Annotated in this window: 11 protein-coding genes and 1 pseudogene; 1 reads left to right on the top strand and 11 read right to left on the bottom strand. The window is 58.2% G+C overall.

All coding sequences use genetic code 11. From position 1 onward, the window contains the following. On the top strand, positions 1-1,454 hold a 1,454-nt coding region (locus FHT77_RS27990; RefSeq protein WP_210281057.1), incomplete at its 5' end, for a hypothetical protein. A gap of 104 nt (positions 1,455-1,558) precedes the next feature. Here the strand turns inward: FHT77_RS27990 and FHT77_RS31750 are convergent. The 11 genes and pseudogenes from FHT77_RS31750 to queC form a co-directional block, all read right to left on the bottom strand. Further along, positions 1,559-1,801 (bottom strand): annotated as a pseudogene (locus FHT77_RS31750) (integrase); the annotation flags it as partial. A 271-nt stretch (positions 1,802-2,072) separates the two neighbouring features. Then, positions 2,073-4,211, bottom strand: a complete 2,139-nt coding sequence (gene dpdD / locus FHT77_RS27995; RefSeq protein WP_183758490.1) for a protein DpdD — start codon at positions 4,209-4,211, stop codon at positions 2,073-2,075. Then, entirely contained in the window at positions 4,208-4,735 is a 528-nt protein-coding gene (dpdK, locus tag FHT77_RS28000) for a phospholipase D-like domain-containing protein DpdK (RefSeq protein WP_183758492.1), read from the bottom strand. The genes dpdD and dpdK overlap by 4 nt, the downstream gene beginning before the upstream one ends. Further along, positions 4,735-9,306, bottom strand: coding sequence for a protein DpdJ (gene dpdJ, locus FHT77_RS28005; RefSeq protein ID WP_183758494.1), 4,572 nt, complete (start codon positions 9,304-9,306; stop codon positions 4,735-4,737). The genes dpdK and dpdJ overlap by 1 nt, the downstream gene beginning before the upstream one ends. 10 nt (positions 9,307-9,316) lie before the next feature. Next, a complete protein-coding gene (locus FHT77_RS28010) occupies positions 9,317-10,030 on the bottom strand; it encodes a hypothetical protein (RefSeq protein ID WP_183758496.1) in 714 nt (237 codons plus the stop codon). Then, entirely contained in the window at positions 10,020-13,055 is a 3,036-nt protein-coding gene (dpdH, locus tag FHT77_RS28015) for a protein DpdH (protein ID WP_183758498.1), read from the bottom strand. The genes FHT77_RS28010 and dpdH overlap by 11 nt, the downstream gene beginning before the upstream one ends. Beyond that, a complete protein-coding gene (dpdG, locus tag FHT77_RS28020) occupies positions 13,055-13,951 on the bottom strand; it encodes a protein DpdG (RefSeq protein WP_183758500.1) in 897 nt (298 codons plus the stop codon). The genes dpdH and dpdG overlap by 1 nt, the downstream gene beginning before the upstream one ends. Then, the gene (gene dpdF, locus FHT77_RS28025) at positions 13,948-16,443 is read right to left on the bottom strand and encodes a protein DpdF (protein ID WP_183758502.1); all 2,496 of its coding nucleotides are present in this window, start codon (positions 16,441-16,443) and stop codon (positions 13,948-13,950) included. The genes dpdG and dpdF overlap by 4 nt, the downstream gene beginning before the upstream one ends. Next, on the bottom strand, positions 16,436-19,651 hold the full coding sequence (gene dpdE, locus FHT77_RS31995) for a protein DpdE (protein WP_312859784.1): 3,216 nt from the start codon (positions 19,649-19,651) through the stop codon (positions 16,436-16,438). Before dpdE ends, dpdF begins: the two co-directional genes overlap by 8 nt. A 149-nt stretch (positions 19,652-19,800) precedes the next feature. Next, the gene (locus FHT77_RS28045; protein ID WP_183758509.1) at positions 19,801-20,364 is read right to left on the bottom strand and encodes a VUT family protein; all 564 of its coding nucleotides are present in this window, start codon (positions 20,362-20,364) and stop codon (positions 19,801-19,803) included. Next, entirely contained in the window at positions 20,361-21,071 is a 711-nt protein-coding gene (queC, locus tag FHT77_RS28050; protein WP_183758510.1) for a 7-cyano-7-deazaguanine synthase QueC, read from the bottom strand. Before queC ends, FHT77_RS28045 begins: the two co-directional genes overlap by 4 nt. Positions 21,072-21,075: the final 4 nt, after the last annotated feature.

Consider the following 21,075-nt stretch of genomic DNA (forward strand, 5'->3'; position numbering starts at 1 on the left):
TCTGTTCGTCTGTGAAACGGCTGCGCTTCATTCCCTGGTCCTCTCAATGGGCCAGAGCTTACTTCAAAATGGATTATTTCAACGGGGCAAGGTCAGACGATATGCTCAGGAATGGTTCGCAGGCCGCCAAGATCGTAGAAACAACCATCCGTGCCGTTGCGACGAAACTGGGCCGTCGACCCAGCCACAGTGACCTTAGAAATAATGATTGCGGCGCTCTCGCAGGAAAGCTTAGCGCGCGGCAGATCCGAGAAATATGCGGGATCTCCGTTTTTCCGGAGCCAAAAGCCCCTGTGACCTGGACTAAGTCACGCTGCGAAGAGGCTGTGCAAGAAGTATGGAGAAAACTTGGTCGACGACCGACGCATCAAGATCTCCGTGATCATGGCCATAGCCGGGCAGTCACCCTCCTAAAGGCGGCCGACATTGACCTCATTGGGCACGAGGCAAATTTGCAGCAAAATCGGAAGCGTATGCCCGTCGGATATTGGACGAAGGAAACGGTCGCGGATGCCTATGTCCAGAAGTTTGCGCACTTCGCCTTCGGTCCGCGACCCTTTGAATTGCGCCAGATGGGTGAGGGCGCATTGAAAGCGATGATCGAGCGTAAATACGGGGGCTTCCACCGATTCGAAGCAAAAATCCGTGCCAGATGTCCGGGCATGAATTTTAAGGAAAAGCCTGTCACGGCGAATGGCATTGCTCTTGATTCTTTCCGCGAGGTGGCTGCCTATGAGGGTATCCTCCTGAACTTGGGTGTGGAGCCAGAAGAAATTCTAATCCATCAAGAGTTTTCTCATACTGGCAAGCGAGCCTTTCCCGACTTCATCATACGAAATGTCGTCGTTGAGGTCGTCATGTATGCCCGGGAGAATGAATCACAACGAAGCCTCGATTATTTCACAAGGCTCAGAGCTAAAATCGCGTTGTATCTCGAAGCAGGCTTTCAGGTTGTCGAGATCCATCCTCACGAGGTGGTGAATACAGATCGAAGAGCAGAACTAATCTCTTCTATTGCAGCCAAGCTTGGCACAGAAGGAACGGTTCACGGGTCCGGTCGCAGCATGCGAGAACACGGATACTGGTCGCCAGAGAATGTTCGAAAGGAAGTGGAAGCACTCGCGGCCACAATTGGCCACTTCCCCAGTTACCGCGAATTGGATGTCCACGGCATCGGCAGTGCGAAGAAGGCGCTAAAGCAATATCCGCGCGAACGCCTGGCACAGGAACTCGACTACCCTTTGAAAAAGAAATCGAATGGATTTTGGTCAGTTGAGAAGGTCCTAGAGGCATGCGCATGTTTGTCGGGGGATACCTTTCCCAGCCGCAGGATGCTGGAGGATCACCCGGAGCTACTCGCAGCAATGAAAAATTCCGTACATTCGATGAACTACTGGCGCCAATTATTTCAGGCGTTCGTCCTCTCCAGACGGTCACTCAAAGACGCAGCATAGCTCGCGAGGAATGCTCCGGCGGGAAGGCCACTAGCTTGGGGAGGGGCAAGCTAAAGCCCGGAAGCCATTGTAAGGTTTACGCGGAAGCGATCGCGCCGCCACTGCTATCTGCGAGTCATCTCCGCGGGAGAAAGCTGTTTCTGGACATAGCGTTCGTCGACCTCGGCCGAGGAGGCAAAGCCTGCGCGAAGGGAATCGCTAGAGTACTTGAAGGCTCGCTCAATCTCGGCGAGATCGCTGCGCACGCCTAAAGCCATTGCGGTCCTTTTCACGCGCCCGTCGACCTCCTTGTCGTTTAGCTACTCGGGCCAGACATCCTTCCCTTGCGCCGCGGCGCGGCGAAAAGAGAAGGCCATGGGCAGGCTTTGCGAAGTGACGAGCATTCCCTTGTAGAGGATATCGATCCAGCGCGGGCGTCCTCGGTCTGATTCGCCTTTCAGATCCAACCCAACAGTTTCGTACGTCGAATCTACCGGCAAACCCGATCAAAAACATCGCTCGGTCGCGCAGTTGACCCCCTATCGGCGTCCAATCTTCACCCCCCTGTAGACGATCAGCGCTTGGCCTGCTCGGCGCTGACGGTCTCAAGTCAGCCACGAAAAACTACTGAAAGTCCAGTCATTTGAGGTGTTCCTCGAGCGCGCGAAGGATGCTCGAAAAGCCACGCCCTTGCGCATACAATAGCGTCCGATCGCCACGGTGTTCGCGGATGAACTCCGTGGCGGCATGTTTCGCGGAAAGCCAAGTCACAACAAAAATGTCTGCGTTCTCAGCCATCGCCTTAAGACGGGCCGATCCGCCATGATCTGCAGCACAATCGACGACCACATTCGGGGACATTTCCTCTATGGCATTCTTGGCCTGGCGGCTCGACGTCTCTGTTAACGAATAGATCGCGATCCGCAACCCGTCCAATTTATAGCTGACACCATCGTTCGGTTCGGAATCGACGTTCACGCCGAATGCTTCCAGCGACCAGCCAAGTTCGCCGGCGAGACGCCTTACGGCTGTCCGCTGTAAGGTGCTCAGCCGCCCGTAAAGAGGTGCCGTTCGAGCAAGAATGCTGTGAAGGAAGCCTTCACGAATCTTAGCGTCCGGTGCGCTCGCCCGCATGAAGTTTTCGATCGTGTCCAGAACCCAGTAAATCATATCGACGCCAAAGGCCTGCCCTGCCAACTCGTCGATATCGGCGATAAGTGATGAGTAATCCGCGCCGTCTATTCCGACAGTCAGCAGCGCTTCCACCAATACCTGGCTGGATTCATAAACCGATCCACCGCGCGTGGAGTTCAGCGCAAACAAGGTAAGGAGGCTCGAATAGACCGGCGCCATGGTAGGGCCGGGGAACGCAGGGTCTTGCTGAAGCCATGCAACGAGGAAGGGGAGCGCTTGCGCCGTCCTTTCCGACGCGAGTTGGTCGGCCTGCGCATGGTTCAAAGCAGCCACGAGCGCAGCAACTTGGACCGGATCGCTTGTCGACGACCCAACGGACCACTCATCTTTCCCGTGACGGGCTATCTCAAGAGCGTTGGTGAAGGTTGGATCAGCCGTCTTTTCGAGCCACTCGATCCATGATGATGGCACACCGCCTGGAGCGTTTACCTCGATAAGGCGAAAGGCGGTGCTGAAGGGCTCGGCGTCCCGAAGCAAAGCGAGTTCCGCCGGCGCGAGCTTTGCAAGGGCGGCCAACGCCGCAGCAACGTTGTCGACAGCCTCGACGGCATCCACCTGAACCAACGCAGCACGAGCATCGTCGATGGGCGATGACGCTGGCGTCAAGGTCGGATGAGGCGCGATAGCGCCAGGGCGCGTTCCCAACTCATCAGCAAGCCATCCCAATGACGAATTTTCACCGGCAAGCGCTTCCTGAATATCTGACCTTGAGGCCGACACCAGGGTCTCTAGGGCGTAGAGTTTCAAGCCGCCGGGTGTCAGGGTTGATGGCAACGGTACAGACAGCATTGGCTGAGCCAGGTCGCGCACGGTCGTTCGGTAGGTGTCATGGACGCGGCCGCGATCGCCGGCATCGAACAAATCCGACAGATGCGTGCGGTACAGCGCTTCCAGCAAGAGTGCGGTGATCGCGGGCGGTCTGCGAGCGAGCCGCAAGCTGCCAAAGCCTGCCAGGGAGACGATCGCTGCCCAGTCGCCGAACGCCGCAAGAAGTTGAACCTCGAGGAATTTGGTATTTAGCGCATCAAGACGCAGTTCATCCTTAAGCCGTTCCAAAATGACGGTCGCAGCATCCCGACGCCCGACGTTGAGGTTGTCTTGAAACCTTGCCAGCAGCCAACTTGTCGGTTCTGGGACCGCGGCTTGAAGATCGGGAGCGCGGGCGATCGTTTCACGGACACGCATGAGCGCGCGCAAAGCTGACAAGACACTCTTGCGGTCTTGCGGGATCTGAATGACGCAGGTCGCGGCCGGCAGTGTCTGCGCGAGCCTTTGAGTTGCCAGTTCGCCAGGTGGGAGTGGCGCGGTGATACCGTTGAAGGACGTCATGGTCGGTCCCGCAAAGGCCTTTAGGACCGGCGACAGCCGACGCCAGGCCATCATCGTTGGCGTAGCAACCAAGATTTGCAGCCGACCGGCTGCACTCGCAGTCGGAATAAGAGCACCCGGAAATGCCGGATCGACAACCGTCGTACGAAGTTGTCGGCAAACGTCCTCGACCTCGGGACCGAAGGTCGAGGTCGTCGACATCGTTTCGAGATCAGAAAGAACCGATTGTGCGTCTGCGATATCCAAGCCGATCATTTCAGGAGCCCTTCCCACCGCGACTCCAATTCGATCGTCTGCTCTGCAACTGAAGCAGGGTCTGTCCGGAGGACGAGATGTTCTCCGTTAATCGATATTCCGTTTAGCGTGAGATTCATTGACCCGCTCAAGAAATAGTCGACTCCGAGAAGGCCCTTGGCGTGGAAATCCTTCTCGATCGTCCACCGCACCTGATCTCCGAAGATTGCTTTCAATGTCTGTAACTTCGCAATGAAGTATTCGTTGTGGCCGTGCTCGCGAATGATCAGGCGAACTTGCTGGCCGCGCGAGAGAAGTGCCCGCAGCACCTCCGACAATCTAATCGGCGCGCTCGGCCAGTCCGGTTGGATCGACGCAAACTGTCGGGCAGAATTATCGATGACCTCGATGTCGGAAATCCACGCAAAGAAAAACCAAAGCTTCGGGCTACGGCTGATCAATTCCGCTATGAAAAGGCTTTGAAAGAGGTCGCGAACCGCGCGCGACTGGGCGGGACCGTGCAGGTCACGTGAAGGTCCGAGCATCAGATTTGCTCCCGCAGTGTCAAAGTGGACAGGATGCGACCGGATGCTCGGTCGACACGTTCGACGACCGGGAAAAACTGCAGGACACCGACATTGATTGGCGTTGCGGCGAGAACCACCATTGCTTCGCGCAGCGCCCCTGCATTTTCCGAAGCCGCGGCCAACTGGCAAACCCCATGCGTTTCGAAGGCATGCGTCAGTTGGGCAAACCAGTCGGGGGCGGAGAGTTCGACCGTTGGCGTCGACCTCGTCAACACCATGTGCCGGACCAATGCCGGGTCGGTGGTGCGCGCCTGCCGATAGGGATTATACGATTGAAGGGAGCGTAGCCGCACCTCCTCTGCCCGCGGCCAAAGCAAACTGGTGATGGCCGCTAGCACTGTGACGTTTCCGATCGCTGCCGCTGGTAGCGTCGCTGACAGAAACGAACGAACAGACGACGACAATGCCGCGTCCTTGCTGCAAATGTAAGCGAATTCCCTGAGCCCGATCGACATTGAATATCGATCCTCGAGGAGATCCCAGTGAGATTGCAGATCAAGCAGAAGCTGGTCCAGTTGGGGTCCGCTACCGGCGCGCAAAAGGCGAATGTTCAGGGATACGGAAAGTGCATGGCTGACATCGATACCGCCCAGTTGTGTAAGACGCTGGGACAGGGGCTTCCAAAAAACAGCGCGCTCGCCATGCGAGTTGGTGGCACGCAATTGCGCAATTTCTCCCGTCACGTTCGCGTCAGTGCGGGCAAGACGGAGTATCTGGCGAAGCCCAGGATCAACCAGTTCGAGATCGGTTGGAGCAAGAGATGCCTCGAGCGCCGTCAGGAAAATCTGCGGTTCGGATGCGAATTTTTCGGCAAACGCTTGGAGGACGCCCGCCCCACCCAGTGTCGCCTCTGTAATCCAGACGCTTGTCTCGCCGCTCTCATGGTCGTCACGAATGTCGACCAGAAGTGTGTCGACTGTTGCGTGCCGCGGTGCAGCGGCGATGCACGCCTGAAGCATCGCCTCTCCGAGCGTTTCCAGAATGACAGCCCGAATCCATGCGCCGAACGCGACCGGATCCGGTTCCCAAAGGAGTTGCGCGAGCATTCGCATACGTTCTCGAACGATCGGTAGGCTGATCTGGTTCGAAAGTGCCTGTTGCAGCCGTCCCGGTCCTCGTCGCTGTTGAGCCGGGAGCGTGCCGACGCTGTCGCTGTTTCCGGCTCCGTCATGATCATCGTCGTCGCCGTCCTCGTCATCCGGAACGACAGGCGGCATCGCACCGAACAACTCGCTCATCGTGTCGTGAAAGACGCCTTCGAACCGAAGCTCGCTCAACACATCCGAAGCGACCTCCGGCAAGGAACGCTCTGTGTTGGCGGCATCCGCCAAAAGCGCTGAGACCATGATCTGGAAAAGCCACTCACGCTGGAATTGATTTAGGTCGGCAGGAAGGTCCGGGTCTTTTTTGAAAGTGTCACGCGCGAAATTCAGCTTACTCGTCGCGAGCAACGATGCGGGAAGGGAATTTCCCGCGTCCTCGACGCCTTCAGGCAGCCGCACATCGATCCGAAGGCCGTCAACCTCAAGCTCGAAGCCAAGTGCGGCCGGGCGGCCATCATCACTTTTGAAATGCACCGTAACGGGAAAATCGTCCTGTAACGTCCGAACATTTGCATGCGCGGTCGAGGCAAACCTGCGCACGCTAACGCTTGATCGAAAGCGGTGAAGAAAGAAGTCTATTGATCCAACCAACCGACGCCAACTTGAGCGAGGCGGGACTGGGACATTCAGCGCATCGCCGTTCACGACGATGTCGGTCTGCCACGCGAGCCTTGCGTTACTGCTCGGCAGTGCGTCGCTACGGGCAGCCTTTGTCAGGCGCACGGTCCAGGGACGAAATACAAGGACCGGCGCCGTGCTCGCGTGGTCGTTGAACCGGCCAGCGAACTCTCCGACAAACTCATGTTCCTCTGCGTAGTCGCTGATCCGGCAATCTTGCTCGGGATGCGAGGGGTCGACCGACACCCAATGCGACAACGCGCCCCTTTCAGGGGCAAACCGTCGCGTGACACGCCCAGGCGCCAATTGATTGAGGCCTTGGAGAATGGGCATCATCTCCACCCTCTCGGCGTGATTTGCCGTTGCCGGGGGCAGGATAATCCTGATTTCCGGCAGGCTGAGGTCGCTGAAAAGGCTCCGCGGGACGAAATCTGGAAGAGGGTGATAGTCGGTCTTCAGATCGAATTCACCTGTTTGACTTGGAAAAGCCAAGCGCCAGTCGCGAAATAAGCGCCGCACCAGCGTCGGGATCGCCTCGAGCAAAAGTGAGCGTGGCGGTTCCCAAAGCAAGGTGTTGGCCGCGGCCGAATCAATGCCCAATGCTGACGTTAGGTGTCGGGCGAGGTCGTCTATGGTGGCTTGATTGCCTTGAATAAGATCCGAAAGGATCGCCTTGGTGCGTGCCAACACTGCCTGGACGGCTTGGCTGGGATCGTCCTGTGGCCGGCTCAGCAGGTCCCACTGCCACGCCTTCTCGTAGCCAGCCGTTCTCGCAGCCAGCCAATCGAACATGGCGTAGACGGCTTGAATTTTTAGAACGTAGGGGTTTCTGATCGGAAGGTTCTGCGGCTCGAGCGCGGGATCAAACAGGTGCTCGTAGGCCTGATAGAAGGCCCGATCTCGTCCATAGTCCGACAGGACCGTAAGCGTGATGGGGCGCATCGCTCGCGCACGGCCGGCGCGGCCCTTTCGTTGCAAGAACGATGCCATGCCACGGGGGGCCTTGTGTTGAATGACAGCGCCTACGGTGGGATCATTGAAACCGACCTCGAGCGCGGTGGTGGCGACCACAATGTTGGCAGACTGATTGACCCCGGCGTCTTGAGACGTCGTGCGACCGACAATCAATCGTCTGTCGAGAGGGTGATGACCGATATCTTCGCAAACCCTCCATCGCTGTCCTTCGACATCACGCAGTGCAGCGTCACCGCCGTCGCCGCGCAATGCCGCGAGCGGGCGGCGCTGATTGTCCGGTTGACCGAAAATGGTGTACGCCTCTGCATCGCGCAGGTCGTCATAGAGTCGGTTTGTAACGTCGAGATCGTCCGTAAACAGAAACGCGCGGCGGCCAAAAGCCCCGGAGACATCGGCTGCTCCTGGCGGATCGAGGAGGCGCGGTACAAGCATCGCCGTCTGGATCGTGGTCGAAAGCAATGACGCGCGCGAGGTCGGATCGCCCCGAAGCAAGATCTGGTACTCCGCGCCTTCCTCGTCATACTCCGTCAGCGCCGGCGTGATCTCGACGACGCGATCGGGATGCGCCCCCGTCAGATCAGCAAAGAAATGCGACGCGTTGCCCAAGGTCGCCGACAAGCCGACCCAGGATATCGGCGACCCCAGCAGATGCCGCCATCGCCTGAGCGTTAGAGCGGCCTGAGCGCCTGATATGCCTTCATAGGTGTGGACTTCGTCAAGAAGACCAAAGAACGGGCGCTTGGCCTGGGGCAGACCCACGCCAAACACGCTGCGCATCCAGGGATCGGAGAGCCGCTGGTTCAGCATTTCGGTCGTCGTGAACAGGATATCTGGCGGTTGGCGCTGCATCCGTTCGCGCGTGAGCACGATTTCCGATTCGCTCACCGCCCCGCTGCACTCGGGTCGCGCGCAGTTGAGACGCTCTCTGGCCGTCTCAATGTCGGCCCGACGCCAGATCAGTTCGTTCGCGCAGGTCGGGCAGCGCAAGAATGGGCAAACGAAGTCTTGTCCCCGTCGGCCCCATTCCTTGTCGGCAAGTTCCTTCCCCGTCGCACGTCGCGGGGAGGATCGAAACAGTGCGCCGATTTTCATTTGGCGGCGCCCATGCTGAGCCAGCGCTCCGGCGGCGGTACGGGCCATGCGGAACGCTTCACCGAACTGGTCCTTGAGCAGTTCGGTGCGGGGGTATATCGCAACCGCCTTGACCCAGTGATCCGCGCCGATCGCTTCGCCGATCCGGATCATTGCCGGCAAATAGAACGCGATCGTCTTGCCGCTACCCGTGCCAGCGGTGACGATCGTACCGCCGTCGTCGGTCGGAACAGTCAACCGGACGGTGGCGCGTTCCTGAAAGGCCGCTAATTTCATGGCGGGCAGTGCAGTCAACGATCGAAAGATATCTAGGCGCAGCGGCGTGGAGGCAAGTATCGCGGAATGTTCGGTTAGGACAGCTTCTGGCAACCGGTCACGCTTGGGAAATCGCCGTGGCCGCCGGTCAACGCGGAAATCAGACACAAGATGCGGCGCGGCCTGCCATGGCTTGTTGGGGAACAATTGCCGGTTGGCGGCCGCCAACCGCATCATTTCGCCAAAACGCGATCGTAGGTGGATCTCGCCGCCCGGATTATGCAACTCGAAAAGAGTTCGTGCGGAAATCAATTCTTCAATAGCATCATCCGCCGCTGACGCATTCCCGGCTGCGACCACCGATCTCGCCAGCGCAAGCACTTCTTTTTCGCTCAGAAAACCGTCTGTGAAACCCCATTCTAGCGACCGCATTTCGATCGCTTCGATTAGATCCAGAAGCTTGGCTGCATTAAGCGAGAGCGCCATCGAAACTTACCTATTTCAACCGTATGCGGAACGATGCGATGAGATTTTGCTCATCAAGCCAACGTCTCACCTCGTCAGAATAAGACGTAAGGGAAGCCCCGTCATTCGCGGCGTCGCGGATGAATTTGACCACACTGGAGGGAATATCCTTCGCGGATAGTTCGGACCACGATTTCTCATGCTCGGCCACGAGGGCGTCGAGCCTCAACACGGTGGCCTTTGGATCTTCTGGAACTGTTTCACCCAAGGCCTCCACTGCGGCCCGGCATTGACGTATTCGGTTGACGCTTGGGCGGAACTGCGGAATAGCGGCGAGGGCGTCCAGAATGTCGGATGATCCGAACTCGGTCCGTTTTCGGACGTAAGATTTCCATGAAGCCGAGATCATCCGGTCCGCCGCTGAGGCGATGCCGGCCAGACGGTCCAGAAATTCATACTTCAGATTTAGAGACGGTTCGTTGATCGCAGACGGGTTTCCGGACATGGCGGTTCGGAGATTCTTCGCCCGTTCTGCAAGCGTCAATCCGTCGGAAGGCACGAAATCGACCTCGATGCCAGCATCTCGCATTTTTCTCAGAGCTTTTCGGGCGGATGAAAGCTTCTCGGATGCGGTCTTCAATTGGTTTGCGCGCGACTGAAACTGAAGCGCTTCGTCACCCGCTGTTTTGAGTGTTTGGTATTGATTGATCTTGTCGGCTAACCCGGCGGCTCTATCAAGCAGCATTGGAGGTTCCCCCAGACGTGTCGTCCATCATTCGGAGATCGGTTTCGATCGCCTCCAATGCGCCGTGGATCGAGTCGATGCTCAACACGATCGCGCTGTGCTTTGCATCCTGACTATGGCTGTTGGCTGCGACATTTTCATCAATCGCGTCCAGAAATGCCTTGGCGGCGTTTGCCAGCGCGCTTCCGGCCTCTACCCCGTTCCGTCGCCCGCGTCCAAAATGGCTAAGTGCCGACAGACCGTCATCGAATTTGGCAAGGCTGCGCGCGGCAGCCAATGAATCGTCGAAATTTACGTTGCGGATCCGCTCAAGAGCGTCGGCGAGTGGCTTGGCAGTATTGTTCGACCCTATTCCTGCTTCAGAGGCCGCAGCGTGTGCCTTCTCTAAACCGGCGACAATTGCCGACCGGGAGGCTCCCTCACCAAAGGCTGCTTCCATTTCCTTAAGCCATTGGCTCCGGTCATTCATCTCCGCTGTTGCAGCCGCCGGAAGCGCTTCCTGGATGCGGCGGTAAAGGGTTGCCAGTTCGGTCCGGTCGTCGCTCGGAGGAACAAGCCCAAGGCGCCACTTCGATTGCCGGATATTCCGAATAACCGAGACCACCCGGCTCGGAGCGAGCATTGCACCGGCTTGTCCGCCTTTCATGCTGGATATCTGGAAGCGGGCCATCTGTGCCGCGGTCTCGCGCCCGTTCAGCAAACTGTCGTAAGCGTCTCTCATCTCCTTTGAGCGGCTGGCGCATTCTTGCGGCCAGGAGCTGAACGCGCCATCGAGAAATTCCGCAATGGTCGCATCGGGCTTGATCTTGCCTCCGATTGCCGCACCGACGCAAAGCAGTTCCATGGCGGCACGTGCCTGGCTCCAATCGGGTGTGGGATTGCACAACGCAAGCAGTTGCTCTTCAACGCTACGCGCCCATACCGCGACGCAGTCCAGAAACGCAGCGAGCATTCTGTCGCCGTTCTCGAAATCCCAGTTGAAGTCCCTTTTCGAGGCTTTCAGCAATCCGACGAGGGCAGCACCTGCCAAGGCGGGGCTCAATGTCCCGGGTATTTCGAGTTTGACGCGGAGATCGGAACGAACAAGGCTGGCTTGCCGTGCAAAGCTAATGCTGCCGCGCTGAAACGGGCGGCCAGTGGATGCGTTCACAAAGCCCGATTTGGCGAGGCCGAGCATATCCCAGTCGATCGTGTCTGAAACCGCCGAGAAAACGAGAACGCGCAATTGTGTTGCGAGCGTCGTGTCGAGATCGCCACCGTTGCTCCAGTTTTGAAGCAGGACCTCCTCACGGCTCGGGGCCGGTTTGTTTTTTTCAGCCGGTTGTTCGACCACCTCTTCGACGGCGACCCGTAGGCCAGCGCTCGCCCCGGGAATTTCCGGTACGGCGAAAGCCTCTCTCAGGTTCGCGTCCAGATTCCTGATTTCGCCGGAGCCGTCATATAATTCGAGAAACGCTTTCCAGCGTCCGGCATATTGCGGACTTCTGGCTTCGAGTTGCAACTCAGCCGCGACGGGGAGAAGTTTAACGCCCTTGAGTTTTTCCAGTAGTTGGAACGGGGGAAATGTCCCGGTGCGGATACTATCACCATAATTGTCCAACACCTCGACCAGCAGATCATTCTGAAGTATACGTGGGTTGAGACTTTCCGGAAGCGTGTCGTTGGCGCGTTGCGCAGAGTTCCATAGCGCACGCGGCGTAAACGGATAAAGACCGTAGCCGTCCACCTCACCGAAGATCGAATGACAGTCGCTGCGGTAAGCGCACGTAGCACACCGCGACGGAGGATTGTCAGGGGCTGTCGGATCGTTTGCCCAAAGATCAATGTCTGCCCGTCCAAGCCTGACGGCGTTCAGATATCGCGACGCGAACCGAGCGAGGGATTCGCTTGTCACCAAATGTCCTTCCGCCCGCCCGGCGGAACGATCCATATCGACAATATGCGTAGTTCGCATATAGGCCGTTGCCGCAACACTTTCGAAGAAGCCGGTCGTGACGGCGATGGCTGAGCGCATCCTGCACAAGCGCTCGTCACCATGGGATGTGATCGACTGAAGAAGCGCCCGGTCGATCCCCTGCAGGCGCGCAAACTCCTCGACAAGAAGGACAAGCTCCCGGCCTTGTACCTTCAGGTGCGCCCGCAATCGGGTCATCAGTTCCTCGACACGATCGCCTGAGAAACTCAAGGTTCGGGCGATCGCCTTGTCGAGGTTGTCATTGATGATGTCGACCGCGAGCTGCGTGTGCTTTTCGGTGTCCAGCGCGATGATTTTCATCGCGTCCTGCGCCAGTTTCGAAGCGCTCGCAAAATCCAGACCACCAAGGGGAAGATCGCTGACCGCGAAGCTTCGCCGCGTTTCCGGACGATCCTGAGCATTCGAAGGCGCGAAAATATGGTCAACGATTTCGGAAATGACCGTTTCGTCGCCCAGAAAATGTGTCGCCCGCATATATGGATCCTGAAACAGATGCGGGAGATACGACGCCAGTTCTTGCTCGATTTCGTCGGCGTCTGGAGAGAGAACTCCCTCCCTTATCACCTGTGCCAGGTCGTTGAGCAGTTGCTGTTTTTGTCCAGCGCGGGTCTGCGTGCCGTCGCCCGCCGACTGCAAGGTTTCCAGAAAGCTTCTCTGTTCATCGACTGGAAGCTCGTCGATGATCATTTTCACGATCGCCCGCAAACTCGTTCCTGATTTCGGGACGAGCAAGACAAGGCGCTGTTCATCGGAACGGATCTGGAACCGCATCCAGTGAACAAGATGCGATTTTCCCGACCCGGTATCGCCAAGAATCGCGGCGAGCGCGTGCGGTCGCTCATCGCTCAAGAAATCCGCCACAAACTGGCGCTGGCTCATCTTGTCCCAGGAGGCATCGGAAATCTCCTGGAACTTCGTTCCGACCGGCGGGGAAACGTTGAGGTCCCAGTCGCTGTGCACCGCCTTGAAGAGGGTATCCGGCATATGTTCGGCGAAGGGATTGATGACCTGACGAACTGCGCCGGGATCCCAACAAACGACATTACGCATCAGTTGCTCCCCCGCAGACCAATGTGGCTCACCCGGTCTTCACGAACGCCAAAATCAAGAATTCTGTCTGGCGCGTCGGCCACGCTTCTCATCGCCAAGCGCTGGCGATCCGCAAGCCTCTGCAGGGCGATACTTGTCGTGGCAGAAAGCCGCGTTTCGGCACCATTCAAGGGAATGAGCCGCATTGCATTAAAGCGCTCCCAAACGCTCCCTTTCTCGAAGACCGGATAGATCGCGGCCAGTCGCGCCAGAAACGTCTCGACCGGCAACTCGTTGCCGTCGGCGAAAATTGCCGGAAGGGCGTCATCGATGGCGTTGACAGGGTCGGGGATGACCCGCCTCGAAGGTCCGACGCCAACCACTGTCGCAAAACCCAGATATCGCGCCCAATAGAGCATGTTTTGGTAATTGAGCGGGATGGTGCAATCGGTTTTTCGGGCATTTTCCCCGAGCGTCATCTTGATTGCAGAATTCGGGTCGTCGGAAAAACTCATTGGCTTGAGCGGGTTCGTGCTCAGGAGCCAGGTGAGAGCCAACATGAAAGAATCCTGTTGGGTCTCCTCCGCGCGGATCGGGTCGAACAACGTGCGAAGCAAATACCTGCGGAAATAGGCCTCGCTTCTGTCCCCCTTTTTTCCTCCGCCCCGGGCGTCTGCCGTCAACTGCAGTTTGTCGTCGATCTCCTCAACGAGGCCAATCCTGCGTGCCTCGAGCAGAGAATTGACGAACAGTTTCGTTGGCGATCCGCCGCTATCTTCCGTCGTATTTTTGAGTGACGGCGGCGTAGCCCAGGATTCCAAGCGGTCCTTCGCCTCTCCATTTTCAATGTCGAACAGCGAAGAGTATATTGCGTAGAGCCGGCTCGGGACCGCTTCAACGGTTGTGATAATGCTCACCGTGATACCCTTTCATTGAATTCTTCAAAGGTCAGGACGCGTCCGCCAAAAACATCACGCAGCCGCCGGCCGTCGGGGGCAGGTTGCCCGAGCGGCGCCAAAAGAATACGCGGCGATTCCGAGCGGCTGGTGAGATTTTGTTCCTCCAGGGTCTGATTGCGCCCGATCAGTACGATCTCCGGTCCTTTTGGTAACCGGGATATCGCGAGCGATGCCACGTCGCTGACAAAAAACGGCGTGTTCGCGGAGAACTTGAGGACCTGGCCCATGTCGAAGGGCTGTGAGCCGAGCATGAGTAGCTTTGCCAGATTCATGCGTTGCAGTCGTTGTAATGTTTCACCCAGTCTTCTTGAAGCCGCTCGCGGCAGGCTGTCTGGCTGGTACGTGACAAGCAGCTTCAGGTTATTGTCGAAAAGCCTCGCCAGGGAGGGATGAAGCGGGAGCAACCACGGTGCGATCGGCTCGCCGACGGTCTTTCCGAGGTGGCGTTTGCCCGCGTCCAGCCGGCACCGTTCGCAGCGACTGCAAACTCTGGCCAATCGGTGCGCGCCGTACAACTCCTCGAAGATTTCGGCAGGACAGCGCTGGTCCTTGAGAAACTCTCGCATCAAATCGAGGTTCCTCTTACTCGCGATCCAGTCGCCAGAGCGCACCATTTCAACTTTTTCGGCCCAGAGGCGCTGCTCCAGATGGTGATCATCAAGAACGGCGACTTCCAGCCAATCTCCTTCTTTCTCGACTGGCGGATAGGGTGTCCCCAGAAGCTTTATAAGACCGGCACGGGCCATGAGCGCCAACGTCCGGAGGTTCCAATCCGTGTTGGTCTCGCCGAACATGTCGATGTCTCGCTCGTCGGCGCCCGGGCGGCCGTCCACTTGCACGGCAAATCGCCCATTTCCCAGGGACACTTTTCGAGTGAACATCGTGGACCACCGGTGGAGACCACGATCAACGCTGATGACCTGTTTGGCGTTGATCGCTTCGGCGATGGAGAAATCTTTCGCCGACGGTATTGCCAAGGACAGGGAGACCATCCCGTCTCTACCGCCACGTCCAACCTCCTGGTAGAAACGGTCGAGCGTTTCTGGAACGCACGCATGGACAATGCTGCGGGCATGGGCATAGTCGATGCCCAGGCCGAACGCAGAGGTCCCGACCACGATATCAAGCGCGCCGTCGCGCCATTCCGAAACGATGTGCTCGCGCTCGGCCCTGCCGGTCTTGCCATGGAGTTTGCGAACCCGCCGAAATCCTTCCTTGACCAGCCTTCGATACCAGGCCTCGGCTTCGCCGACCTCGGTCACATAGAGAACCGCTGGCCGCGGCGCGTGATGCAGTGCTTCCAAGACCCGTTCAACCCGGGTGGCCTCATCGGTGATCGGCGCAATCCAGTAGTCGGGCTCTGGCCGGAGTTGGACGGCAGACATGCTCCCGAACTCACCATCCGCACCGAACAGCATGCGAAGCGTTTCCAGGGAGGAATCCGTCAAAGTCGCCGAGAGCAACACAGTTCTCAGACGGTGCTCTGGGGGCGCGGCACTTATAAGCTCGCGCCTCAGTCCGCTCAATTCCTGAAATTCGCTCCGAAACCCGGTGCCCCACTGATCGACAAGATGTGCCTCGTCGATCACGAGCGCTCGCAACAAACCGGCTTCGGCGGCACGCCGCAAGGGATTGCGCAGTCGATGGCAGGCAGCCTCCGGCGATACGAAACAGATACCTTGCGAACCATCCGCAATACGATCGGCGATGATGCTGTTTTCGGCATCATTCCCGCCTTGAAAGGCGAGCGGGCGGGCCAGGCCGCAAACCTTGACGGCCTCCTGCTCATGGTTGACGCCCAACGCCACGGTCGGAACGATCACGAGCGTGACACCCCTCGTGTCGGGAGTGCCGCCAACAAAGCCGACTTTCTGTGCGAGTTGGAAGATCATGCTCTTTCCTTCGCCGGTCGGCAGGGCGACCACCAAGGTGGCGCTAGCTGGCGTGGAGAGTGCGGCGCGGACGGCCGCGCGTTGTCCGGGGCTTCGGTAGGAAGAACGGCCAACAGACTGAAGGAAAGGGTCGCCTTCCGTTCCCTCTGCATTGAATACGCGCCGGATACTCTCGGACGATGCCAGCGTTTCGACACCTTGACCATCGCCTTTCGACAACCAGTTCGGCTGCCATGGGCGGGCGGTGATCAGCATGCAGTCAGCCGATCGAACCGCCGCGATACCGACCTTGTCCCATCCTTCAAACTGCGCCAGTTTCGGATGCGCGATGCGCAAGGTGGGAGAGACCTCGTAGGCGCGCCGCGCATACTCATAGATCAAGACCTGGCGCACGAGGACGGCGAGGTCGAGAACGCTTGCGTCATTGCCTGTATCGGAAAGTGCGGCGCGAAGCCGCTCAATCGCCGGGGATTGCCCGCGCCACGCTTCACCATCGCCTATGCCCGCCAGCAGTTGCGAGATTGCCGTAAACGCTGCGTGCCCGTGTAAATTATCCATTTGCCGGGCTCTTTGGCGCATGTTGTGCGACGATAAAACAACCCATGGCATCCAACCGAATTGAAGGCTGACGAATGGACTGGAGGATCGATTTCATTGCGTCGATATCCGACTTGGCCGAGGCCCCGTCGCTCGAAGCTCCTCGCCTCATCCGCCGCTCGTGGCGCCCGAGGTCTGTTTCCGCCATCGTGACAGCACGCGCGACAGCAGAGGCAATTTCATCCGTCGAGGCCAGGCGCTCGCGCGCCGCATCGCGGATGGAGAGACAGATTGTCTGAAAGGCTGAAGGATCGATGATGTCCGCAAGCAATTGAGGCCGGCTGCCGAGATTGATGTCCTTCGGGAAGCCGTCAACCGGTTTGTCGGAATATCGCCGGCTAATAATAGCGATAAGTTCCGGATTTGTGACCGCAACGCCGTTGAGGTCGATGTAGACGGTATGCGCGGTTGGCGCCAGATACCGTTGGGCGTGCCGCCACAAGGCCAGATCCGATCGGGAAGGCGCGAGGAAGTCGGTGAACTCGATCTGCGGTTCGACGACGAAACACAGCTTGAATCCAATCCACATCTCGTCGTTCCAATCTGGAACCACGCGGTACGTCGCAAATGCCGTTCCACGATCGTCCCACTGCGTGAACCGCTCAAGCGAGTCGAGCAGTGGCATTCCCGGACGCAGAAGATTGGCTTCATGCCGGTTCGTGACGACCCGTCGTCTCCAGGTCAGTGCCGTGGAATGGTCGATGTGAAGCTCCGATTGCCACGGGACCCGCGGAATCAGCGTGTGGCTGGCGGTCACCAACTTGAACGGGTCCTCTTCCGGCCATTTGAACGGTTGCTTGCGAATCTGCAGCGTCTCCACAAGCCATCCATCAACGGCGCGTTCGAGCGCCTCTTCGTCCTCTTCGGCGTCCTCCAAAGCTTCAATAAACGTTTCTACCCGCTCTTCAGCAAGCGTGATACGATCGAGCGCATACTGCTCGTCTTGCGATTTACGCTCATCGGCGATCTGGGACCGAAAATCGCCAGTCATGGCTCTCAGCGCGTCGGGACCATGTTGGAGAAGGGTTTCAAAGACTCGGATCTCCAATCGTTCCAGGATAAACTGGATATCACTCGTCGAGCGGTTGAAGGCCATAAAGCCGTCGGCAACCATCTCGAACCACGCTCTCCAAGGGCTGACGTCTTCCTCAGACGGCAGCAGAAGGCGATGGCGGATCGAGTTCTTCCGCCGGCCAAATCGATCCAGGCGGCCGATCCGCTGTTCGATCCGCGCTACGGCCATTGGCAGGTCGAGATGGACGATCGCATCCACGAAACTTAAATTGAGGCCCTCTTCACCCCAACGATCCGTGACCAGGATCGAAGACGTGGTACGTCCGCTGAATTCCAGCGCGATCTTATCTATATCAGCGGAGTCGCTGGTCAGCAAATACGCGGTCGTCCCGTCCCCGTCAGTTTGGAAGACGTCATAAAAGTGGCGCGCCACCCGCTCGCTAGACGCAAACACCACCACTTTAGGAAATTGCGCGTCGGGCCTGATCGCCTTGATCAACCGGGTCGTACTCTCAACCATCGTCTCGATACGGGGGCGATCGTCCTGTTTTTCCGCAATGGCACCGAGCGCGGCAAGGAGTTCGTCTTCGCCGTCGAAAATCGGCTCGGCGTCTCTCAGCCATTCTCGCAGGGCATCGGCACCCTCACTCACCGCACCGAGCAAGTCTCGATATCGAAGCGCAAAGCGCGCTGTCCCGCCGTCGTCGCTGATCGATGACTCGGCGGCGCTGAAGCGCCAATCTTCCAGCGCTGTCAGCAAGGCCGACGCTATGTCGGCAGGATCTTCTTCGACCTTCACATGCGAGAGGAGCGGTTCACCGTCGGTGATCGGCCCTCGCGCGACAAATTCCCAACCTGCTGCATCCACACGGCGCGATCGGATGAGGCGCTGATGGATACGATAGCTGTTGGCAATATGATCCTTCAGCACCGAACATAGGTGTGTCAGATCATTGGACGGATCCTTCGCAGCCTCGATCAACTGCGGTGCAAATTCCTGAACGATCTCATCCGATGGGAACAACCGCATCAGTTCAGCGCCGCGCTGCCGAAGAACAATGCGTGGCCCATCTGGAGATAGGCTCAGGAGCAAGCGCCCAGTCTCTCGCCGTTGCTCAAGCTTGACTTTAAATCCGCTCAAATCCTCGATCGGATGATTGATCGGATCAAGAAGGTTGAGAAGCGCCAGGAATTTGGCTTCTTCGCCGAGAGCGGGGGTCGCCGAAAGCAGAAGGAGGACAGGCGCCTCTCGGCTGAGGACGCGCAATCGGTCGGCGGCAGGCAGGAGCGGACCGGCATCGATGCCCACGAGGTGATGGGCTTCGTCAATGACCAGGATATCTGGCGCCTGCGAAACCTGGGCCAGATCGGCATGACCGCAGCACTCGAACCCATTCGCGAACTGATCGAGCCGAATCTTTTCGACCAGTTCGCGATGCCATTGCCCGACGAGGTGATCTGGCACACAAACCAGAACGCGGGTCTCGGGATTGTCGATAAGATGCTGGCGGATGATGAGCCCGGCTTCGATGGTCTTGCCCAATCCAACCTCATCGGCGAGGAGGTATCTCTGGATCGGATCGCTCAAGACACGTTTGACGGCGGCAACCTGGTGGGCGACATAGTCGACGCTTGCCGAGGGTACTGAGGTGAGGCCCTGGGAGGCACTCCTCAGTTTCAGCAGAGCCCCCATCGCATCCTGTCGGCGGTCATGAAGGAACTGGGTTTCCGACGCTCCGATCGCAAGCATTTCCGCCGGGTCTTCAGGCGCATTCCACGGCCTGACCTGCAAAACACGCTCGCCGAAATCGTCGACTTTGCCGTTCGGAAATTTAATCTCATAGTCGATCTGGCCGTTATCGGCCGGCGCGAAGCCAATCACACGCCCGACAAGGGTTCGCTTGCGGTCTTGCACATAGACGCGCGTCTGCGGGCTTAAATATCCCCGTTGCAGTTGTGCAACGTCAAACTCGAGGGTCTCCACCTTTCGAATTGATCGAAAAACCGTCACTGTGCAGGTTCGGCCATAGACGGCCTCGAGCTTGGCCAAACCCTTGCGGTCCGGCAGTTCAACAAACATGCCGGGAATCAGCATGTCAGGAACCCGTTCTTTATATTGAGCGTTGCTGGAACCCGTTCCCCTGCAACAAGCCATACACCATGCACTTATGCCTACCTCGAAAGATGCCGAACCCCCGATTCGGCAATGCCTGAGTGTGACATAGAATTAGGTTGCAGGTTAAGGTTTGATTTCAATTTGCCTTATTTTTACTCAAGCCAGCACAGTTCAACTGCCCGATGCCTTTATGCGGGAGCAAATCCTATTTTAAGATCGCGATTGCGCAGCCAGTAAAGCGCCGGAATGACCGCAATAACCATGAGAAGTTTTCCGACGACCTGACCCGCCAGGAAATCGAGGCTACCAAAGGCCAGCCACAGGAAAGCGATGCTGTCGACCACCAGACCTGCGACACTGCTGGAGATAGCCGCAATCATGAGGCCACGCTTCTGCAGCGGCGTGTAGACGCCGAGATCGACGATCTCCGATGTCAGAAACGCGGCAGCGGAGGCGAGCGCCAGGGCGGGTGCAGTAAAAGTGGTCGAGAGGCCGGCCCCGATAACGATCGCAACGAACGCCCAGATGAGACCCAGGCGGCGTTGGACGAGGTCGCGCAAGACAAGGGCTAGCCCGACCAACAGGACGCCGCTCGGCGCGGTCAGGCCGGGAACCACCGGAATGACGCAGGGTCCGTTCGGCGCGCAAAACGTCCCGACATTGCCAATCATGAAATTCGCAAGCGGGATACACGCCGCGAACGCGGCCAGAAACAGTAGTCCCTCGATCCGTTTCCGTTTTTCGAGTGTCATTGTCCTACAACCTCCTCAGCGACAAAACATCGATAGCCTTTTTCCCTAAGATCACACGCCGGACACGTCCCGCATCCATATCCCCAATCATGGAACTCACCCCGTTCGCCGAGGTAGCAGGTATGGCTCTCCTTGACGATCGTCTCAACGAGGCGCGGACCTCCGAGACGGTCTGCCAGCCGCCATGTGTCTGCCTTGTCCAGCCACATCAACGGCGTATCGAGCACGAACCGCTTTTCCATGCCGAGATTGAGCGCGACCTGCAGTGCCTTGATCGTATCGTCTCGACAGTCGGGATATCCGGAATAGTCCGTCTCGCACATGCCGCCGACGATGTGTTTCAGCCCCCGCCGATAGGCGAGTGCCGCTGCAAAGGTCAGGAAGATGATGTTGCGGCCCGGCACGAAGGTGTTCGGAAGGCCGGTGTCTTCCATTTCGATCGCGATTTCGCTGGTTAGTGCGGTCTTGGAGATCTCTCCGAGAGAAGCCAGCGAAATCGTATGATCTTCGCCCAGGCGCTCTGCCCAGATCGGATTCATCGCGCTGAGTTCGCGACGCAAGGTGTCACGGCAATCGAGTTCGATCCGGTGCCGTTGGCCATATTCGAAGCCAACCGTCTCGACCCGTTCGTATCGCTCGAGTGCCCAGGCAAGGCAGGTCGACGAATCCTGTCCGCCGGAAAACAAAACGAGTGCAGTTGCTGTCATCGGT

Source organism: Rhizobium sp. BK181 (assembly GCF_014193305.1).
GTDB lineage: Bacteria > Pseudomonadota > Alphaproteobacteria > Rhizobiales > Rhizobiaceae > Rhizobium.